Origin of the sequence: Streptomyces sp. ID05-26A, assembly GCF_033794685.1 — a bacterium.
Classification (GTDB): domain Bacteria; phylum Actinomycetota; class Actinomycetes; order Mycobacteriales; family Pseudonocardiaceae; genus Lentzea.
Window position 1 is genome coordinate 175,724 of record NZ_JARAYZ010000002.1, and the last position, 18,264, is coordinate 193,987.

Genomic DNA, 18,264 nt, shown 5'->3' on the forward strand with positions numbered 1-18,264 from the left:
GGTGCATGAGCAAGGTCGCACCCACGCTGGAGGACGTCGCCAAGGTCGCGGGAGTGTCCCGCGCGACGGTCTCGCGTGTCGTCAACGGCACGCGGAACGTCGATCCTGACATCCAGGAGACGGTGCGCAACGCGATCGAGCAGACCGGGTACACGCCCAACCGCGTGGCCCGGTCTCTCGTCACGCGCCGCACCGGCACGGTCGCGCTGGTGATCTCCGGCGCGGGTGGCGGGTCGGACGTCTTCACCGACCCGTTCTTCGGCCGCGTGACGGCCGGCGTGGTCGACTTCCTGCGCGGCCACAGCGTCCACCCGGTCCTCATGCTCGCCGACTCCGACCACGCGCGGACCGAGGTCGTCGAGTTCCTCAGACAGGGCAGCGCCGACGGCGCGCTGCTGGTGTCCACCCACCCCGCCGACCCGCTGCCCGCCCGCCTGCTCGACGCCGGCGTTCCCGCGGTGCTCTACGCGCGGCCCGGCAGCCCGATGCCCGTCAGCTACGTCGACATGGACCACCGCGCGGGCGGCAGGCTCGCCGCCGACCACCTGGTGGCCACGGGCAGGTACAACATCGCGGCCATCTCCGGCCCGATGGACGTCCTGGCGAGCCAGGACCGGCACGCCGGCTTCCGCGACGCCATGGCCCGCCACGGCTTCCCGTACGTCCCGACGGTCGAGGGCGGTTTCACGTCCGAGAGCGGAGCGGCGGCGATGCACCAGCTCCTCGCCGAGTGCCCCGACCTCGACGCCGTGTTCGCCGCGAACGACCTGATGGCCCAGGCGGCCGTGGACGTGCTGCTGGAGCACGGACTGCGCGTGCCCGACGCCGTCGCCGTGGTCGGGTTCGACGACAGCGCCCCGGCCCTCGCGTGCCGGCCGCAGCTCACCACCGTCCGCCAGCCCGTCGAGCGGATGGCCGCGCAGATGGCCGACCTGCTGCTCGCTGACCTGGAAAAACCGGGACAACGGCCGAGATCCGTCATCTTCGAACCGGAACTCGTCGTCCGGGCCTCCGCCTGATTGACCTGCCCGACACCCGGCGTTAACGTCCCTTGGGAGAGCGCTCTCACGCCCCTGTCCAAGGCTTTCAGCCCTTTCCCGTCAGGCAGGATCATGGGATCGACCCTGTCCAGGGCCGCCGCGTTCGCCGCTGCCGCCCTGTGTTTGGTGACCACCGTCAGCGCCACGTCCCAGGCCGGAGCCGCCGCGTGCGGCACCGGCAACGTCGCTCTCCACCGCCCCGCCACCGCGTCCTCGACGGAGAACGGCGGCACCCCCGCGTCCGCCGCCGTCGACGGCAACGCGGGAACCCGCTGGTCCTCCCAGTTCTCCGACCCGCAGTGGCTGCAGGTCGACCTCGGCTCCACCCAGCAGGTCTGCCGCGTGGCCCTGAGCTGGGAGGGCGCGTACGGCAAGGCCTTCCAGATCCAGGTGTCCGACACTGCGGCCGCGAACTCGTGGCGTGACGTCTACTCCACGACCACGAGCACGGGCGGCAACCAGTCGCTCGACGTCGCGGGCTCGGGTCGCTACCTGCGCGTGCTCGGCACCCAGCGCGGCACCGGCTACGGCTACTCGTTGTGGGAGCTGGGGGTCTACACCGGTACCCCGGACACACCGGGTGTCACGCCGACCGACCCGCGCAACCCCGACTTCGGCCCGAACGTGCACGTCTACGGACCGGGCTCGTCGCAGGCGGAGATGCAGTCCCGGCTAGACACGATCTCCGCGCAGATGAAGACGAACCAGTTCGGCCCGCAGCGCCACGCGGTGTTGTTCAAGCCGGGCACCTACAACGCCGATGTGAACCTGCGCTTCTACACGCAGATCGCCGGTCTCGGTCTCATGCCGGACGACGTGAACATCAACGGGCACATCCGCGTCGAGGCCGACTGGCTGCAACAGGGCGACGACCCGAACAACCTCGGCAACGCCACGCAGAACTTCTGGCGCGGCACCGAGAACCTCTCGGTCACGTTGCCTCCCAACCAGATCGAGCGCTGGGCGGTTTCGCAGGCCACCGCGTACCGGCGGATGCACCTGCGCGGCCAGGCGCACCTGTGGAACGGTTACGACGGCTGGGCCAGTGGTGGTCTGATCGTGGACAGCAAGATCGACGGCGTGACCGTCTCCGGTTCGCAGCAGCAGTTCCTCACCCGCAACAGCAACCTGGCCGGTGGCTGGTCCGGGTCGGTGTGGAACATGGTGTTCGCCGGGACGCAGGGCGCGCCGCCCAACAACTTCCCGAACCCGTCGCACACCACGGTCGACACCTCGCCGGTCACGCGTGAGAAGCCGTACCTGTACTTCACCAGCGGTGGTGAGTACCGCGTCTTCCTGCCCGCGCTGCGCCAGAACTCGCGCGGCACGAGCTGGGAGAACGGCAACCCCGGCACGTCGGTGTCACTCGCGGACTTCTTCATCGTCAAGCCCGGCACCCCGGCCGCGACCATCAACGCGGCGTTGCAACAGGGCAAACACCTCCTGCTCACCCCCGGCATCCACCAGCTCGACGACACGATCCGCATCACTCGCCCGAACACCGTCGTGCTCGGCCTGGGGCTCGCGACGCTGACGCCCACCACGGGCAAGGCGGCGCTGACGACGTCCGATGTGGACGGTGTGAAGCTCGCCGGGTTCCTGGTCGACGCGGGCGTGCAGAACTCCCCGGTACTGGTGGAGATCGGTGACTCCAGCGCGACCTCGCACGCGGCCAACCCGACGTCGCTGCACGACGTGTACCTGCGCGTCGGCGGCTCTCAGGCCGGCAAGGCGACGGTCAGCATGCGCGTCAACAGCCGCAACACCATCATCGACCACACCTGGGTGTGGCGCGCGGACCACGGTGAGGGTGTCAGCTGGACCGCGAACCCCGGCCAGAACGGCGTGATCGTCAACGGCGACGACGTCATCGCGTACGGGTTGTTCGTCGAGCACTACCAGCAGCACAACCTGATCTGGAACGGCAACGGCGGCCGCGTCTACCTCTACCAGAACGAGCTGCCCTACGACCCGCCGAACCAGGCCGCGTGGATGAACGGGTCCCAGCGCGGCTGGGCGGGGTACAAGGTCGCGGACAACGTGACCACGCACCAGGCGTTCGGTGTCGGCGTCTACTGCTTCAACCAGGCCAATCCGAGCGTGGTCACCGACAACGCCTTCGAGGCGCCGAACCGGTCCGGTGTCCGGTTCACGCATCTCGTGGCGGTGTCGCTCGGCGGCGTGGGCACGATCGCCAACGTCATCAACGGCACGGGCGGTCAGGCGGACCTGGCGAACCAGGTCCGCTACGTCGTCAACTACCCCTGACCGAGCCTGCTGAGCTGATCCCTGCGGGATGACTCGACGGACGCCGCGAACTCCTTGGTCGCGGCGTCCGTTCCGCTTTCCTGTTCACTGCGGGCGAGTTTCGCGGTCTGGTCGAGGTGCTCGTGGAGCTTCTTCGCGAGTGACGACGGATCCGTGCGGATGGCCAGCAGGTCGGCCTCGGAGACCAGGCCCGGCATCTGGTGGCCTGCGTGCAGGTTGGTGTCCGGCAGCCCGGCCCGGTCGCGCAACCGTCGCAAGTGGACCAGCTCGGCCGTGTGCGACGCCCTGAGCGCAGCGGCGAACTCGGACAACGCCGGTGGGGCCGCGTCGAGAGCGGGCAGGAGCTGTTCGTTCATCGGGATCATCAGCTGGACCCACGCCGTGTCCGTGGCGTTGAACGGGGACACCGGCGCCGGCGGGGGAGTGGGCGCGGCGCACCCCGCCAGCAGCAGCAACGCGGGAACACCCCAGGGCACGCGCCGCCCTGGGGTGCGTGAGGCGAGGAACCTCACCGCGGCAACCGGTAGTCCGGTCCGAGGGCGGCACCTCGATTCGGCTTGTACAGGTCGAAACCGCGCGGGTCGCACTGCAGGCCGCCGTTGACGCAGTGGCGTACCAGCGCGGCCTGGGTGGGTGCGTCCCAGGCGTTCATGAAGTCGTAGTGCCACGTGTACCCGCGACCGCTGGCGAGCCGCACGCGGGACATGTCGCCGGAGACCGGGAACGCCATCTTGAACTCGATCATCGGCACCGCGACCGGGTGGCTCGGCGGGCAGACCAGCGTCGCGCGGTCCGGGTAGGCCATGTGCGACTTGTGGTCCGCCGAGTCGAGGTCACGGCCGTTCCAGCAACTCGGTGCCTGGTAACGGACGTTGAGCTGCGTGCCGGGCGGGCAGTACGCCGGGAAGTCCCAGTTGTGGAAGCTGTCGCCGCACTCCCAGCCCTCGACCGCGCCGGGCGCGGTGCGGAACTGCTCCTGCGTCGCCGTGGGACTGCCGACCACGAACCGGATGCCCTGCGGGAACGGCACGACGTCCTGGTACCGCAGGATGCCGGACTTGTAGTAGATCACCTGCGGGAAGTTCGGCGGCACGATCTGGTCGCCGTTGTAGACCGACGGGAACCAGTACGCGGACTTGTCGTCCGGCGTCCTGCAGTTGGTCTGGGCTCCCTTGAGCGAGTCGTTGGTGCTGCGGGCGTTGGTCGAGGGGTTGCCGAGGAACGTGTGCATGTGGGACGCGCCCGGTAGTCCCGGGAAGACGATCGGGTCGTCCGGGAGGTGGGTCGTGACCGAGCAGTTCGCCTGGAACTCGTGGTGCGTGACCAGGTCGTCGGCCTGCGCCGACTGGGTCACGACCACCGCTGCCACCAGGGCAGCCGTCATCGTCAACGCGCTGAGTTTTCGGGACACCTTTGTCCTCCTGCCGAGTGGGGAACCGGCTTGGAGAGCGCTCTCCCAAACAGGTTCCCGCCACCCCGTGCGAGGTGTCAAGACCGGTTCTTTGACACCTGAGGACGTCTGGTCGTACGGTGCTGGGCAGGGTTGTGAGAGCGCTCTCCTCCTGCATCCCTCCAGAAAGCGTGCGGACATGCGAACTCTGACCAGGTTCATCGCGGCGAGCGCGGCGGCGGCCGCCCTGCTCCTCGGCTCGGCCCCGGTGTCACTGGCCGCGGACCCGGTTCAAGTGGACGTGGGAGGCGCGGGCGACGCGACCTTCCTGCCCGACTCGTTCGGCACCGGTGGCATCACCAGCACGAAACCCGCGGACAAGCGGGCGCACACCGTCTTCAGTCGCACCGTCACGAACCGCATCCCGAACGAGGTCTGGTACACCGCCCGGCACCTGGAGTCGGCCTACGAGCTCACCGGGCTCACCGCCGGCGGCGCGTACGAACTGCGGCTCTACTTCCTCGACTGGTACTTCACCAGGCCGGGACAGCGGATCTTCGACGTCGACGTGAACGGCACCCGCGTGCTGCACGACTTCGACATCGTCGGCACGGCGGTGGAGGCCGGTGCGGACGCCCCGCTCACCGCGTTCGGCGTGGAGAAGGACTTCCCGGTGACGGCCGACGAGAATGGCGGGGTGCGGATCGACTTCGTGCGCGGCAAGGCCGACCAGCCGCAGGTCAACGCGATCGTGCTGGTGCCCGTGGCCTGACCTGCGTTGCGTGGGTCCTAACGCACCGGCGGTGAAACGTGTAAATGTTCGACATCCGCGCTCCTGGAGGTCGAACGATGAACGTGCGCACATGGGCGCCGGTGCTGGTCGCGTCGGTGTTCCTGGTCGCGCTCAACCTCCGGCCGGCGCTGACCTCGGTCGGTCCGCTGCTGCCCCAGATCGGGGCGGAAGAGGGACTGACCGAGGGAACGCAGGGACTCCTGGGCGCGCTGCCGCTGCTGGCGTTCGCGGCGATCTCCCCGCTGGTCCAGCACCCGGCACGGCGGTTCGGCGTGGAGCGCACGCTGCTGGCGGCTCTGGTCGTGCTCGCGATCGGCACGGCGTTGCGCTCCGGCTCGGGCGCCGCCGGCCTCTGGATCGGCACGGCCGTCGCGGGGTGCGCGATCGCGATCGGCAACGTGCTGGTGCCGACGGTCGTCAAACGGGACTACCGGGACCACGTGTCGCTGGCGACCGGCGTCTACTCCGCCTGCATCACCGTCGGGGCGTCGATCGCGTCCGCCGTCGCGGTGCCGCTCTCGCACGCCTGGGGCTGGCGCGGCGCGCTGGCGTTCTGGGCGATCCCCGCGCTGGTCGTCGTGGTGCTGTGGCTGCCGCGCGCCTGGCACGGCGGCCCGGTCGCCGAACCCGCGCCGGCGCACCCGCACGCGGCGGTGAGCGTGTGGCGGCAGCCGACCGCGTGGCTGGTGACGGCGTTCATGGGACTCCAGTCCACGACGTTCTACGTCATGGTCACCTGGTTCCCGACGGTCGAGATCGCCGCGGGAGTGCCCGCCGAGCAGGCCGGTGTCCACCTCTTCGTCTACCAGATGGTCGGTGTCGCCTCGGGCCTCGCGATCCCGCGCCTGCTCAAGCGCGGCGACGACCAGGTGGCGGCAGCCGTCACCGCCAGCGTCCCGATGGTCGTCGGCGTGATCGGGCTCGTGCTCCTGCCGGCGTGGAGCGTCGTGTGGGCGGTGATCGCCGGCCTCGGCACGGGCGCGTCGCTGGTCGTCGCGCTCACGCTGATCAGCCTGCGGGGCCACGGCCAGCACGGCACGACACGACTGTCCGGAATGGCCCAGTCCCTCGGTTACCTGCTCGCCGCGGTGGGCCCGGTCCTGGCCGGGTACCTCGCCGAGCACACCGGCTCGTGGACGGCGTCGCTCGTGCTGGTCGGCGTGCTCGGCGCCGTGCAGGTCGTCGTCGCCTTCGCGGTGGGCCGCGTCCCCTCGTTGCCCCCGAGGGCAGATCAGGAGGAGGTCAGGGGGAACCCTGATGGCAGCGGGCCCGGAGACGGGCAGGCTGGAGTTCGCAAGGGGAAATCCGCTGTTCGAGGAGAGCAATGAGCGAATCCAAGCCCGAGTCCACCCGTACCGCCGTCGACTCGGTGGTCGACGCCGTTCGCGGGCTGGTCAGCGAGGGGTTCAACCGTCGCGTCGTCGTGCGTGACAGCAAGGACGACGTCGTGCTGGAGGTGCCGATCGCCCTGGGTGTGGTCGCGGCGTTCGCCGCGCCGGTGGCCACGACCATCGGTGCCGGTGTCGCGCTGGTCGGCAAGTGCGGGATCAAGCTCGAGAACCGCCAGCAGCCCACCAGCCAGCCCGCGACGACGACGGTCGAGTCCGAGCGCGTGTAGTCCGTAGTCGCCGTGGTGGGGACGTCCGAGTACGGGTCATCGGCCCGTTCGCAGGGGCGAAACGGACGTCCCCGCACGGCTCACCGGTCTGCCAGGTCCAGCCACATGATGCGCAGGCCGACATCTCCCTGGTCGGGGTGGCGAAACGCCCCTGGGGCGATGCCGAGCGTGACGAAGCCGAGCTTCTCGTAGAGGCGGACGGCGGCCGTGTTCGTGTCGACGACCGCGTTGAACTGGACGGCCGCGAACCCGCTCCGCCGCGCCCAGCCGACCAGGTCGGTGGTCAGGGCGCGCCCCACACCGGTGCCCCGCGCCTTCTCCGCGACCATCAGCGTGCCGGACGCGACGTGGCTCCCGGGCCCCGGCCGGTTGGCGTACATGTTCGCGGTGCCGAGCACCCGGTCGCCGTCGGCGGCCACGACGACCCTCGCCGGTGCGGCCAGCAGCCACATCCGCCGGGCCTCGTCCTCGTTCATGCCGGGGTCGTAGGGAATGGTCCGCTGTTCGGTGATGACCTCCTGGACGATCGGCCAGATCTGCGGCCAGTCGTCGTCTCTCGCTTCGCGGATCACGGTCGTTCCGGGTGACTGCACGGCGCCCATCCTGCAGGCCGTTCCAGGCCCGTCACCATCCATTTTCGACCTACCATCCGAGGTGGACGGTCGCTCTGCGGGAGGACGGACCTTGACGCGCCACACGTTCACCACCCTGATCGAGCTCAACGGCAAGACCGCGACCGGGTTCCGCGTCCCGGCGGACGTCGTCGAGGCACTGGGGCAGGGCAAGAAGCCCAAGGTGCTGGTGACCATCGGAGCCCACACCTACCGCAGCACGGTGGCGGTGTACGGCGGTGACTTCATGCTGGGCGTGAGCGCCGCCAACCGGGAGGCCGCGGGCGTCGCCGCCGGGCAGACCGTCGAGGTGACGCTGGAACCCGACCTCGCGGAACGCACCGTCGAGGTGCCCGGCGATCTCGCGGCGGCGCTCGACGCGACTCCCGCGGCCCGTGCCGCGTTCACCGCGCTGTCCTACAGCAACCAACGTCAACGCGCCGAGGCCGTGGCGTCGGCGAAGCAGCCCGAGACCCGCGCGCGGCGCATCGAGAAGATCATCGCCGAGCTGTCCTGACGCGGGTCAGCCGCCTTTGGCAGCCCGGTGAGCGCCGGGCGTCGGGCCGATCGTGCGCAAGAACGTGTCCACGAACGACGCCGTGAGCACTCCGGTGACGTAGCCCACGCCGCATCTTATTGAAGTTTCAATATAAAGCCTGCAGACTCGCATGTGAAACTTCAACAACCTGGAGGCTGGCATGGGCATCGCGGTGAAGTCGGCGGTATCCGCTGCGACAGTCCGCACGCAGGTGACCGTGCCTCTCGAGTTCTCCGACGGGTACACCACCACCGCTGAGGTGTTCACGTTCACCGGGCTCGGTGACGGCCGCGAACACCTGGCGCTGGCGCTGGGGGAGTGGCGGTCCGTGCTCGCCACCGGCGCCGCGCCGCTCGTGCGGCCGCACAGCGAATGCCTGACCGGTGACGTGTTCGGCTCGCAACGGTGCGACTGCGGTCCCCAGCTGCGGGAGGCGGTCGAACGCATCTCCGAGGCGGGCGGCTTCCTGCTGTACCTGCGGCAGGAGGGGCGCGGGATCGGCCTGTACGCCAAGCTCGACGCCTACGCGTTGCAGGACTCCGGGCTGGACACCTACGAGGCGAACCTCGCGCTCGGCCGCGGCGAGGACGAGCGCGACTACTCGGCGGCAGCGCAGATGCTGCGGGCGCTCGGGGCCGACCGGATCCGGTTGCTCAGCAACAACCCCGACAAGGCGTTGCAGCTCGACGCCCTCGGCGTGCGGGTCGTCGAGCAGGTGCCGACCGGCGTGCACCTGACCGGCGCCAACGCCGCCTACCTGTCCGCCAAGGTGACCCGCACCCACCACACCCTCGCCCTCCCGGCCGCCTGACTCCACAAAGGACTGCGCACACCATGACGCTCGACGTGATCGATCACAAGAACGCCGCGACGGACGTCCCGGTGCACCCGCTGCTGTCACGGCGGTGGAGCTCCCGCGCGTTCGACCCGGCCCACGAGCTCGCGGACGAGCAGGTGACGGCACTGCTGGAGGCGGCCCGGTGGGCGCCGAGCGCCTCGAACACCCAGCCGTGGCGGTTCGCCGTGGCGCATCGCGGCACCGCCGAGCACGAGGCGGTGCTCGCGACCCTGGCCGCCGGCAACCAGACCTGGGCGCGGGACGCGTCCGCGCTGATCGTCGTCGCGGCCCGGACCACGGCCGCCGACGGTGCCGCGCAGCCGTGGGCCGTCTACGACGCTGGCCAGGCCGCGGCTCACCTGTCGGTGCAGGCTCAGGCCGAAGGTCTCGCGGTGCACCAGATGGGCGGCTTCGACCGTGACCGCCTCACGTCGGTCCTCGCGGCGGAAGGCGTGACACCACTGGTGGTCGTCGCCATCGGCCTGCGCGACGAGCCCACCCGGCTGACCGGGTCCTTCGCCGAACGGGAGACCGCCGCACGCGTGCGCCTGCCGATCGACGAGCTCCTGCTCCCGGTCCAGGTGTGACGCTCCAGTACCCGGCAGGCCCGCGAGAGGGGAGGATGGCGTGGTGACCGACGTTCGCCCCGCACCCGCCGAGCCCCGGTGGCTCACCGGCGCCGAGATGTCCACCTGGCTGAACATCACGCAGCTCATGATGCTGCTGCCGACCGCGCTCGACCGGCAGTTGCGCGACGACGCCGACCTCACGCACGCGCACTACCGGATCCTCACGATGCTCAGCGCCGAACCGGACGGCAGCATGCGCATGACGCAACTCGCCCGCAAGGCCGGCACCACCACGACGAGGCTCTCGCACGCCGTGTCCGCTCTGGAGGAACGCGGCTGGGTAGCGCGCCGGGCGTGCCCGACGGACAAGCGCGGCCAAGTTGCCGCGCTCACCGACGGGGGCCACGCCTTCCTGCGCGCCGCCGCGCCGGGTCACCTCGCCGAGGTGCGCAGGCTCGTCTTCGACCACCTGTCGGACGAGGACGTCGCCCGCCTGGGCGAGATCACCGCGAAGCTCCTGCCGGCGCTCACCAGCCCCTGAACACCTGCGGTCACAACGCCCCGTTGGCCTCGCAGGCCTTGCGCACGCCCTCGCCGTAAGCGGGATCGGCCTTGCCGCAGTGGGAGATGTGCCGCTCGACGGTCTCCTTGCGCGCACCCTTGATCGCGCGCGCGGTGTTCTCGAACAGCACCTGCTGCTGCTCGCCCGTCATCAGCCGGAAGAGGTCTCCGGGCTGCTGGTAGTAGTTGTCGTCGTCCTCGCGGAAGTCGAACCGGTCCGCGGTGTCACCGGCGGACAGGGACGGTTCGGCGTACGCGGGCTGCTCGGCCCAGCGGCCGAAGTTGTTCGGCTGGATCCCGGGGACGCCACCCTGGTTGCCGTCGACCCTCATCGCGCCGTCGCGGTGGTAGGTGTTCACGAGCCGCGCGCCGTTCGGGTGGTTGACCGGGATCTGGTGGTGGTTGACGCCGAGCCGGTACCGCGCGGCGTCGCCGTAGGAGAACAGCCGTCCCTGCAGCATCCGGTCCGGGCTCAGCGAGATGCCCGGGACGACGTTGGCCGGGGTGAAGGCGGCCTGCTCGACGTCGGCGAAGTAGTTGCCCGGGTTGCGGTCCAGGCACATCTCGCCCGCCTCGATCAGCGGGTAGTCCTTCTTGCTCCACACCTTGGTGAGGTCGAACGGGTGGAAGCGGTACCCGTCGGCGTCGGCCTCCGGCATGACCTGCACGTAGAGCTTCCAGGCCGGGAAGTCGCCGTTCTCGATGGACTCGTACAGGTCGCGCTGGTGCGACTCGCGGTCGCGGCCGATCACCTGACCGGCCTGCTCGTCGGTGAGGGTCTCGATTCCCTGCTGCGTGCGGAAGTGGAACTTCACCCAGTGCCGGACGCCGTCGGCGTTGATCATGCTGTAGGTGTGCGACCCGAACCCGTGCATGTGCCGGTACGAGCGGGGGATGCCCCGGTCGCTCATCACGATCGTCACCTGGTGCAGCGCCTCGGGCAGGTTCGTCCAGAAGCCCCAGTTGTTCTCGGGGTCGCGCAGGTTGGTCCGCGGATCGCGCTTCACGGCGCGGGCGAGGTCGGGGAACTTCAGCGGATCGCGGAAGAAGAAGACCGGCGTGTTGTTGCCGACGACGTCCCAGTTGCCCTCGCTGGTGTAGAAGCGGGTCGCGAAGCCGCGGATGTCCCGTTCGGCGTCCGCCGCGCCGCGCTCGCCCGCGACCGTCGAGAACCGCACGAACATCTCGCACTCGTTGCCGATCTGGCCGAACAGCGCCGCACTCGTGTAGGCGGTGAGGTCCCCGGTGACGGTGAACCGGCCGAACGCGCCGGAGCCCTTCGCGTGCATCCGCCGCTCGGGGATGACCTCGCGGTCGAAGTGGGCGAGCTTCTCCAGCAGCCACAGGTCCTGCAGCAGCACGGGACCGCGCCTGCCCGCGGTGAGGCTGTTCTGGTTGTCGGCGACCGGGGCGCCGGCGGCCGTGGTCAGCGGGTCGGTGTTGTCTTCGAACGCCATCTGGTGAACTTCTCCGATCAGTGGTCGCCGGGGTCGCAGGAGGGACACAGCCCCCAGTGCAGGACCTCGGACTCTTCGACGCGGAAACCGTGCGTCCGCGGGAACTCCAGGGGAGCGTGCTCGACGTCCGCCACCGCGCCGCAGCCGCGGCAGACGACGTGGTCGTGGGCGTGGTCGCGCAGTTCGAATCGCGCCCGCTGGCCGGTCTCGAGCCGACGCACCAGCCGTGCGTCCGACAGCGCCGCCAGCACGTCGTAGAGCGCCTGCGTGGACACGGAACCGATGTCCTCGCGGACGATCCGGCCCAGCTGGTCGACGTCGGCGTGCGGGTGGTGCTCCAGGGCGATCAGCACGGCGATCCGTTGTTTGGTGACTCTCAGCGAGACGCTGCGCAGGGCGGCGACCGGGTCTTCTGCGGGCAAGTCGGTCTCCTCGTCGAGCGGCGCAGATAGTTAGGACTCCTAGCTAGACTGTGGCATGCTGGACGCGCTCGGGGCAAGTAGTCCGGACCGGTTCAAGAAAACGAGGTCTTCCGTGCGCTCGGTCGTCATCCAGCACGTTCCGTTCGAAGGGCCGGGTCTCATCGCTCCGGCGTTGTTCGCCGTGGGGAGCGAGGTCTCCGTGGTCCGCGCGGACCTCGGGGACGTGCTGCCGTCCGCCGCGCAGCTCGACGTGCTCGTGGTGATGGGCGGCCCGATGGGGGCGTTCGACGATCTCAAGCATCCGCATCTGGCAGAGGAACGGGCGTTGGTCGCTGAGTGCGTCCGACTCGGCAAACCCGTCCTCGGTGTTTGTCTCGGCGCGCAACTGCTCGCTGCGGCGCTCGGGGCGTCTGTTCATCGCGGGCCGGTGGCGGAGATCGGGGCCGGCGAGGTCGAGCTCACCTCCGTCGACGACCCCGTGCTGTCGCCGTCCGGGTCACGGCTGCCGGTCGTGCACTGGCACGAGGACACGTTCGACCTGCCCGACGGCGCGGAACTGCTCGCGCGGTCGGACCTGTACGCGCACCAGGCTTTCCGGGTGGGTACGGCCTACGGTCTGCAGTTCCACGTCGAGATCGGTTCCGCGGAGCTGTGGGAGATCACGCCGTACCTGCCGGCGGGCCGGAAGATCTCCCTCGCCGAGGTCGACGCGGTGTCCGCGGTGGGGCAGCGGGTGCTCGCACGGTGGGCCGCGTTCGCGGCCGCGGTGGTGGGGTCCTGATGAGCGCGCACGTGGTCGTCGTGTCGACCGGTGTGGTGCGGCGACTTCCCTGGCGAGGCCGGGAGGTGAGCACCGCGATCGCGAAGTCGCCGGTGTCGGGCCGGGTCGACGTCGGTGTCCTCGGGCCGGCCGGTGACGAGCAGGGGGACCAGGTCAACCACGGCGGACCGGACAAGGCGGTCCTGCTCTACCCGAGTGAGCACTACGCGGCCTGGGCGGAGGAGGTCGGAACGCTCGCCATCCCCGGTTTCGGGGAGAACCTCACCACGTCCGGGTTGCTGGAGAGCGACGCCGTGATCGGCGCTGTCTACGCCGTGGGGTCGGTGCTGCTGCAGGTGAGCCAGCCCCGCAGACCCTGCTTCAAGCTCGCCGCACGGCACGACGTCGGGGACATGGCCGTGCGGACCCAGCGCACGGGCCGCACCGGCTTCTACTGCCGGGTGCTGCGAGAGGGACACCTCGGGGCGGGTGACGCGATGCGCCTGGAAAGCGCACCCTCGCACGGGATCACGGCAGCCGAGGTGCATCGGGTGATCAACGTGGACCGGGGCGACGTGGCCGCCGCCCGGCACCTGCTCGCCCACGACGGCGTGCTGCCCGAGTCGTGGGTGAGGCTGCTGCACCGGCGCCGGGAAGGGCTTCTCGAGGACCAGGCCGCTCGCCTGCACGGCTGACGCACCTCACTGCGGGGTGGCGCGCTGCTTCCGCTTCGACGCCGGCGCGTCCGCCGGTTCGTGCTCCGGGCAGTCGGTGCGCAAGCCCGCCAGTGGCAGCGGCATGCGCAGCAGGTGGCAGTGGTGCGGCACGGCGGGGTCGGGGTGCTCGTCGCGGCCGAAGAAGCGGCACGTCGTGCACGTGTGCGTCACGCTGATGACGCCCGCGCGGTGCAGGCCGCCGATCACCCGCAGCAGGGTGTGCAGGGTGGTCGCCTTGTCGTGCTCGGAGATCCCCGCCAGTGCCGAGGTCAGTGGATCGTCCCAGGAGGACAGTCCACGCGCGACCTCCTCGCCGGTGGCGGTCAGCGTGAGCGAGCGCCGGCGGCCGTCCGTCCCGGGTGAGCGCGTGACGATCTCCTTGCGCTCCAACGCGGCCACGGCGTCGGACATCGTCGGCGTGGTGACGTCGAACTCCGCTGCGAGCGCCGCCACCTCGTGACGGTTGCGCGGGTGCTGTGCGAGTGCGAGCACGGCCTGCTGCTGCAACGGCGAGAGCCCGTGCTCCCGTGCCGTGCGCTGCGCCAGGGACCGCATGCCGTGCCCGAGCCGCTCCAGCGCGTCGGCCAGCCGCCGGTCGAGCCCGGCCGTGCCGTCGGTGTCAGTCATGCGATCCGCCTCGCCCGTAGTGCTTTCCGCGTCGATGGTACGTGCCGTTCGTGGTGAGACCTGGATCACCTCGGGAACAAAGTAGGTAGGACTCCTACTTACTTTGTGACAGAGTACCGCTCGCCCGGCTTCTTCGACTCCGTGAAGGAAGCGACATGACGTTCCCCGAACCCGTACCCGGCTACACCCACGACGACCCGGGTCTTCCGCCGTCCCCGGTCACGGCGGCCGACCTGGAGGGGTTGCTCGCGAGCGTCCTCTTCGGACCCGCGGACCAGGAGGCGCTGCGGGTCGCCGGTGAAGTCCTCAGTGGACAGATCGAGCAGGTGCTGGACGTCTGGTACGGCTTCGTCGGAGCACATCCGCACCTGGTGGCCTACTTCTCCACCCCGCAGGGCGAACCGATCGGCGACTACCTGGCACGGGTGCGGGCGCGGTTCGGCCGCTGGATCATGGACACCTGCCTGCGGCCGTACGACGAGCGCTGGCTCGCCTACCAGCACGAGATCGCGCTGCGGCACACCGATCTGAAGAAGAACCAGACGGACCACGCCGACTCGGTGCCGCACATCCCGTTGCGCCACATCATCGCGTTCATCTATCCGATCACCGCGACGATCCGGCCGTTCCTGGCCGCCGGCGGGCACGACGACGATCAGGTCGACGCGATGCACCAGGCCTGGTTCAAGGCCGTCACGCTCCAGGTCGCGCTGTGGTCGCAGCCCTACGCGGGCAAGGCGTGGTGACGTCGTGAGCCTGCTCCTGTCCCCGTCGAGCGGACTCCTGGCGCCCGCGATGCCCTGGGAGACGACCGAATGGTTCAACAGCGACCCGCTGAACCTGGCCCAGTTGCACGGCCGCGTCGTGGTGCTCGAGGCGTTCCAGATGCTGTGTCCCAGCTGCGTGAGCCACGCCCTGCCGCAGGCCGTCCGGCTGTCGAGGGCGTTCGGTGACGATCTCGTCGTCGTCGGCCTGCACACCGTGTTCGAACACCACCAGGCGATGACCCCGACGAGTCTCAAGGCGTTCCTGCACGAGTACCGCATCCCCTTCCCGGTCGGCGTCGACGCGCTCCGCAGCGCGCACCCCGCACCGGTCACGTTCAGCCGCTACCGCATGCAGGGCACGCCCACCACGGTCCTCATCGACCGCGACGGCATGCTGCGCGGCCAGAAACTCGGCCCCGTCGACGACATGTCGCTGGCCTCGGCCGTCACCCGGCTGCTCGACGGCGCCGTTCCGCCCGCCGTCTGCGCCATCGACGGCACCTGCACCTGACACACCCACCCGAGAAGGAGAAACACCATGTCCCGCATCGAGCTCACCAACCCCGACCAGATCACCGACGAGCGCGCCGAGACCCTCGCCCAGATCAAGGGCGCTTTCGGCGTGGTGCCCAACATGTTCAAGGCCGTCGCGCACTCGCCCGCCGCCCTGAACAGCATGTGGGCGCAGTTCGGCGCCCTGGGCGGCGGCACGCTCGGCGCCAAGATCGGTGAGATGGTCGCTGTGGCCGTCGCCGACCAGAACCGTTGTGACTACTGCCTTTCCGCGCACACCATGCTCGGCAGGAAGGCCGGCGCCACCGCCGAGGAGATGGCGAGCGCCCAGGGCGGCAAGTCCGACGACCCGCGCACCTCGGCCGTGCTGACGCTGGCCACCGCATTGGTCCAGAAGCGCGGGCAGATCGCCGACACCGACGTCCAGGCCGCGCGGGACGCCGGGCTGAGCCAGGAGGAGATCGTCGAGACGGTGGCGCACGTGGCCCTCAACGTGTTCACCAACTACATCAACGTGGCGCTCGACGTGCCGGTCGACTTCACCCGTGTGCCCCTGACCAAGTGACTCACCTCGCCGGTGCACCAGGAGGACCCGGTGCACCGGCGGCGTCAGCCGTTCTTCGCCGACGCCACCTCGACGACCGTGACGTGGACCCCGGCCGCCCGGATCGCCGCCACCGCAACGGGATCGGCGGACATGTCCGTGACGACCTCGTGGACGTCGTGGATGTCGGCGATGCGGGCGAGCGTGGCCTTGCCGAGCTTGCTGCCGTCGGCCATCACGACGACCCGCGCGGCACGGCTGAGCATCGCGTGGTTGGTGCGCGCCTCGTTCTCGTCGTGCGTCGTGATGCCCGCGGCGGCGTCGATGCCGTCGACGCCGATGAACGCCGTGCCGATGCTGATCGACGCCAGCACGTGCTCCGCCCACGGGCCCACGAGCTCGTAGGAACGGGGTCTGGCGACGCCGCCGACGACCACGAGCTTGTGTCGTGGGTGCAACGCCATCTCCATCGCGATGTTCAGCGCGTTCGTCACCACGGTCAGGTCGGCGCGGCCGGGTAGCTGCTTCGCGAGTTCGCTCGTGGTCGACCCTCCGGTCAGCGCGATGACGTGTGACCCCGACGGCAGCATGCGGACCGCCTGACGCACGATCGCCCGCTTCGCGTCCCGGGAACGGCCGCCGCGGTACCGCACCGGCACCTCGTTCACGCCGCCCTGCGGTTTCGCGCCGCCGTGCGTCCTCGTCAGCAGCCGCTGTTCCTCGAGTTGCGCCAGATCACGCCGCAGCGTCGCGGAGGAGACGCCCAGGCGCGCGCAGAGGTCACCGACCTGCAGGGAACCGCTTTCCCGGAGCACTTGCAGTATTTCGGACATCCGTTCGGCGCGCGTCGTCCGCCTTTTCCGCTCGGCCATGCGCGGAGCCTACGACAACTCTTTCCCGTGAGCGATCGCTCACGCCCTGCTCGCTCCGGCGGTCTTCTGAGCTGGGCTGACACGGCCAAACGCTCATTCGAAATGCTCATTTGGGCGGCGAACCTTGCTGCTCGCGCAGCGCCGGACGTACGAATGCACCGCTCAACGGCATTCGAAGAAATCGTCCGAATGCGCCGGGGAAGTGCTTTGGGGATCGGAAGGCGACACCATGGGTGAACGTGGGCTCGGCACCAGCTGGACCGCCGCGGAGATCCGTCAGCAGCCCGCCACCTGGCCGCGCGTGGCAGAGGCGGTGGAACAGGCCCGCTCGCCGGTCGACGGCCTGGTCGGCGCGGCACTGGCCGACGCGAGGACACGGGTCGTCCTGACCGGTGCGGGCACGTCGGCGTTCATCGGTGAGGTCGTCGCGCCGGCCATCGCGCGGCACCTGGGCAGGCCGGTGGAGGCGATCGCCACCACGGAGATCGTCGCCGACCCGCAGGCAGCGGTCGTGGACGACCGGCCGGTGCTGCTGGTGTCCTTCGCGAGGAGCGGCAACAGCCCCGAATCCCTTGCGGCGGCGGAACTCCTGCACCGGCTCGCACCCGGACTGCGACACCTGGTGATCACGTGCGACCCGCGGGGGCAGCTGGCTCGACGGTGGTCCGGCGCGGAAGACGCCGTGGTGGTCGCGCTGCCGGAGGAGACGAACGACCGCGGCTTCGCGATGACGTCGTCGTTCACCGGGATGGCGTTGGCGGCGCTGCTGGCCTTCAACCTCGATGTCGACGTCGACGCGTTGGCACGGCAGGGATCCGCGGTGCTCGACGGAGCCGCGGAACGGGCGTCGGCGATCGCCGGGGCCAAGCCGTCCCGCCTGGTGTACCTGGGGTCGGGACCGTTGCGGGGACTGGCGCGGGAGGCCGCGCTCAAGTGCCTGGAACTGACCCGCGGTGAGGTCGTCGGCATCGCCGAGTCGTCGCTGGGATTCCGGCACGGCCCCAAGTCCGTGCTCGACGACCGCACGATCGCGATCGTCTTCCTCTCCACGGATCCGTACTCGCGTTCCTACGACGTCGACATCGCACGGGAGCTCGTGCGGTCGCTCGGCGCCGATCGGGTGGTCGTGGTGGGCGAGGCGGACTCCGCCGACTGCGGTGGCGCGCGGGTGTGGCCGGTCGGCGGTGAGGTCTCCTCGCCGTCCGCGTGGGCTCTGGTCGCCGTGATCACGGCCCAGGCCACGGCGCTCGCGTGCTCGCTCGCGCTGGACCTGACGCCGGACAACCCGTTCCCCGGCGGCGAGGTCAACCGCGTGGTGCAGGGCGTGGTCATCCACGACTTCCCGGAAGGAGTGAGCTGA

At 70.2% G+C, this 18,264-nt stretch carries 22 protein-coding genes; 15 read left to right on the forward strand and 7 right to left on the reverse strand.

The features are described 5' to 3' along the window. The first annotated feature begins 5 nt into the window (after positions 1–5). Both PV646_RS16455 and PV646_RS16460 read left to right on the forward strand, forming a co-directional pair. Positions 6–1,019, forward strand: coding sequence for a LacI family DNA-binding transcriptional regulator (locus PV646_RS16455; RefSeq protein WP_500342695.1), 1,014 nt, complete (start codon positions 6–8; stop codon positions 1,017–1,019). 93 nt (positions 1,020–1,112) lie between these two features. After that, positions 1,113–3,308 (forward strand): pectate lyase-like domain-containing protein, encoded by a 2,196-nt coding sequence (locus tag PV646_RS16460; protein ID WP_500342697.1) that lies wholly within the window; start codon positions 1,113–1,115, stop codon positions 3,306–3,308. Here the strand turns inward: PV646_RS16460 and PV646_RS16465 are convergent. Beyond that, positions 3,299–3,784 carry a DUF305 domain-containing protein gene (locus tag PV646_RS16465; protein ID WP_500342699.1) on the reverse strand — a complete coding sequence of 162 codons (486 nt, stop codon included), beginning with the start codon at positions 3,782–3,784 and terminating at the stop codon, positions 3,299–3,301. The genes PV646_RS16460 and PV646_RS16465 overlap by 10 nt on opposite strands. Before the next feature lie 32 nt (positions 3,785–3,816). After that, entirely contained in the window at positions 3,817–4,692 is an 876-nt protein-coding gene (locus PV646_RS16470; protein ID WP_500345018.1) for a DUF1996 domain-containing protein, read from the reverse strand. Between the two features lie 205 nt (positions 4,693–4,897). Here PV646_RS16470 and PV646_RS16475 point away from each other — a divergent pair, with 205 nt between their 5' ends. The 3 genes from PV646_RS16475 to PV646_RS16485 all read left to right on the forward strand — a co-directional run bounded on the left by PV646_RS16475 (position 4,898) and on the right by PV646_RS16485 (position 7,109). Next, positions 4,898–5,470 carry a malectin domain-containing carbohydrate-binding protein gene (locus PV646_RS16475; protein WP_500342701.1) on the forward strand — a complete coding sequence of 191 codons (573 nt, stop codon included), beginning with the start codon at positions 4,898–4,900 and terminating at the stop codon, positions 5,468–5,470. A 77-nt stretch (positions 5,471–5,547) separates the two neighbouring features. Then, complete coding sequence (locus tag PV646_RS16480) at positions 5,548–6,819, forward strand: CynX/NimT family MFS transporter (RefSeq protein WP_500342703.1); 1,272 nt, start codon at positions 5,548–5,550, stop codon at positions 6,817–6,819. Beyond that, positions 6,816–7,109 (forward strand): DUF4342 domain-containing protein, encoded by a 294-nt coding sequence (locus tag PV646_RS16485; protein ID WP_500342705.1) that lies wholly within the window; start codon positions 6,816–6,818, stop codon positions 7,107–7,109. Before PV646_RS16480 ends, PV646_RS16485 begins: the two co-directional genes overlap by 4 nt. Before the next feature lie 80 nt (positions 7,110–7,189). Here PV646_RS16485 and PV646_RS16490 read toward each other — a convergent pair whose 3' ends face one another. Continuing rightward, positions 7,190–7,702: a GNAT family N-acetyltransferase gene (locus PV646_RS16490; RefSeq protein ID WP_500342706.1), complete on the reverse strand. Its 513-nt coding sequence runs from the start codon at positions 7,700–7,702 to the stop codon at positions 7,190–7,192. 91 nt (positions 7,703–7,793) lie between these two features. Here PV646_RS16490 and PV646_RS16495 point away from each other — a divergent pair, with 91 nt between their 5' ends. The 4 genes from PV646_RS16495 to PV646_RS16510 all read left to right on the forward strand — a co-directional run bounded on the left by PV646_RS16495 (position 7,794) and on the right by PV646_RS16510 (position 10,206). Continuing rightward, positions 7,794–8,237, forward strand: a complete 444-nt coding sequence (locus tag PV646_RS16495; protein ID WP_500342708.1) for a YdeI/OmpD-associated family protein — start codon at positions 7,794–7,796, stop codon at positions 8,235–8,237. A gap of 181 nt (positions 8,238–8,418) precedes the next feature. Continuing rightward, positions 8,419–9,069 (forward strand): GTP cyclohydrolase II, encoded by a 651-nt coding sequence (locus tag PV646_RS16500; protein ID WP_500342709.1) that lies wholly within the window; start codon positions 8,419–8,421, stop codon positions 9,067–9,069. 23 nt (positions 9,070–9,092) lie between these two features. Beyond that, positions 9,093–9,683: a nitroreductase family protein gene (locus PV646_RS16505; protein WP_500342711.1), complete on the forward strand. Its 591-nt coding sequence runs from the start codon at positions 9,093–9,095 to the stop codon at positions 9,681–9,683. Positions 9,684–9,726: 43 nt separating this feature from the next. Next, positions 9,727–10,206 carry a MarR family winged helix-turn-helix transcriptional regulator gene (locus PV646_RS16510; RefSeq protein ID WP_500342712.1) on the forward strand — a complete coding sequence of 160 codons (480 nt, stop codon included), beginning with the start codon at positions 9,727–9,729 and terminating at the stop codon, positions 10,204–10,206. Positions 10,207–10,216: 10 nt separating this feature from the next. Here the strand turns inward: PV646_RS16510 and PV646_RS16515 are convergent, their stop codons facing one another. Next, the gene (locus tag PV646_RS16515; protein WP_500342713.1) at positions 10,217–11,683 is read right to left on the reverse strand and encodes a catalase; all 1,467 of its coding nucleotides are present in this window, start codon (positions 11,681–11,683) and stop codon (positions 10,217–10,219) included. Positions 11,684–11,700: 17 nt separating this feature from the next. Continuing rightward, positions 11,701–12,105 carry a Fur family transcriptional regulator gene (locus PV646_RS16520; protein WP_500342714.1) on the reverse strand — a complete coding sequence of 135 codons (405 nt, stop codon included), beginning with the start codon at positions 12,103–12,105 and terminating at the stop codon, positions 11,701–11,703. Between the two features lie 112 nt (positions 12,106–12,217). Between PV646_RS16520 and PV646_RS16525 the strand changes: the two genes are divergently transcribed. Next, entirely contained in the window at positions 12,218–12,886 is a 669-nt protein-coding gene (locus PV646_RS16525) for a type 1 glutamine amidotransferase (protein WP_500342715.1), read from the forward strand. Further along, complete coding sequence (locus PV646_RS16530; RefSeq protein ID WP_500342717.1) at positions 12,886–13,560, forward strand: MOSC domain-containing protein; 675 nt, start codon at positions 12,886–12,888, stop codon at positions 13,558–13,560. The genes PV646_RS16525 and PV646_RS16530 overlap by 1 nt, the downstream gene beginning before the upstream one ends. A gap of 6 nt (positions 13,561–13,566) precedes the next feature. Here the strand turns inward: PV646_RS16530 and PV646_RS16535 are convergent, their stop codons facing one another. After that, positions 13,567–14,208, reverse strand: a complete 642-nt coding sequence (locus PV646_RS16535; RefSeq protein WP_500342719.1) for a MarR family winged helix-turn-helix transcriptional regulator — start codon at positions 14,206–14,208, stop codon at positions 13,567–13,569. Between the two features lie 155 nt (positions 14,209–14,363). On the opposite strand from PV646_RS16535, the gene PV646_RS16540 reads away from it, so the two are divergent. From PV646_RS16540 to PV646_RS16550, 3 genes are read left to right on the forward strand one after another with little or no spacing between them, the layout of a single operon-like run. Then, positions 14,364–14,954 (forward strand): protoglobin domain-containing protein, encoded by a 591-nt coding sequence (locus PV646_RS16540; RefSeq protein ID WP_500342721.1) that lies wholly within the window; start codon positions 14,364–14,366, stop codon positions 14,952–14,954. A gap of 4 nt (positions 14,955–14,958) precedes the next feature. Then, complete coding sequence (locus tag PV646_RS16545; RefSeq protein WP_500342723.1) at positions 14,959–15,486, forward strand: redoxin domain-containing protein; 528 nt, start codon at positions 14,959–14,961, stop codon at positions 15,484–15,486. A 27-nt stretch (positions 15,487–15,513) separates the two neighbouring features. Further along, the gene (locus PV646_RS16550; RefSeq protein WP_500342725.1) at positions 15,514–16,053 is read left to right on the forward strand and encodes a carboxymuconolactone decarboxylase family protein; all 540 of its coding nucleotides are present in this window, start codon (positions 15,514–15,516) and stop codon (positions 16,051–16,053) included. A gap of 44 nt (positions 16,054–16,097) precedes the next feature. On the opposite strand, the gene PV646_RS16555 is transcribed toward PV646_RS16550, so the two are convergent. Continuing rightward, complete coding sequence (locus tag PV646_RS16555; protein WP_500342726.1) at positions 16,098–16,904, reverse strand: DeoR/GlpR family DNA-binding transcription regulator; 807 nt, start codon at positions 16,902–16,904, stop codon at positions 16,098–16,100. 229 nt (positions 16,905–17,133) lie between these two features. Here PV646_RS16555 and PV646_RS16560 point away from each other — a divergent pair, with 229 nt between their 5' ends. After that, on the forward strand, positions 17,134–18,264 hold the full coding sequence (locus PV646_RS16560; protein ID WP_500342727.1) for an SIS domain-containing protein: 1,131 nt from the start codon (positions 17,134–17,136) through the stop codon (positions 18,262–18,264).

Coding starts and splice junctions, on each gene's coding strand:
- PV646_RS16475 (WP_500342701.1), top strand. CDS start 4,898: ATGCGAACTCTGACCAGGTTCATCGCGGCGAGCGCGGCGGCGGCCGCC.
- PV646_RS16455 (WP_500342695.1), top strand. CDS start 6: ATGAGCAAGGTCGCACCCACGCTGGAGGACGTCGCCAAGGTCGCGGGA.
- PV646_RS16535 (WP_500342719.1), bottom strand. CDS start 14,208: ATGACTGACACCGACGGCACGGCCGGGCTCGACCGGCGGCTGGCCGAC.
- PV646_RS16550 (WP_500342725.1), top strand. CDS start 15,514: ATGTCCCGCATCGAGCTCACCAACCCCGACCAGATCACCGACGAGCGC.
- PV646_RS16540 (WP_500342721.1), top strand. CDS start 14,364: ATGACGTTCCCCGAACCCGTACCCGGCTACACCCACGACGACCCGGGT.
- PV646_RS16560 (WP_500342727.1), top strand. CDS start 17,134: ATGGGTGAACGTGGGCTCGGCACCAGCTGGACCGCCGCGGAGATCCGT.
- PV646_RS16480 (WP_500342703.1), top strand. CDS start 5,548: ATGAACGTGCGCACATGGGCGCCGGTGCTGGTCGCGTCGGTGTTCCTG.
- PV646_RS16555 (WP_500342726.1), bottom strand. CDS start 16,904: ATGGCCGAGCGGAAAAGGCGGACGACGCGCGCCGAACGGATGTCCGAA.
- PV646_RS16505 (WP_500342711.1), top strand. CDS start 9,093: ATGACGCTCGACGTGATCGATCACAAGAACGCCGCGACGGACGTCCCG.
- PV646_RS16530 (WP_500342717.1), top strand. CDS start 12,886: ATGAGCGCGCACGTGGTCGTCGTGTCGACCGGTGTGGTGCGGCGACTT.
- PV646_RS16515 (WP_500342713.1), bottom strand. CDS start 11,683: ATGGCGTTCGAAGACAACACCGACCCGCTGACCACGGCCGCCGGCGCC.
- PV646_RS16485 (WP_500342705.1), top strand. CDS start 6,816: ATGAGCGAATCCAAGCCCGAGTCCACCCGTACCGCCGTCGACTCGGTG.
- PV646_RS16460 (WP_500342697.1), top strand. CDS start 1,113: ATGGGATCGACCCTGTCCAGGGCCGCCGCGTTCGCCGCTGCCGCCCTG.
- PV646_RS16470 (WP_500345018.1), bottom strand. CDS start 4,692: ATGACGGCTGCCCTGGTGGCAGCGGTGGTCGTGACCCAGTCGGCGCAG.
- PV646_RS16500 (WP_500342709.1), top strand. CDS start 8,419: ATGGGCATCGCGGTGAAGTCGGCGGTATCCGCTGCGACAGTCCGCACG.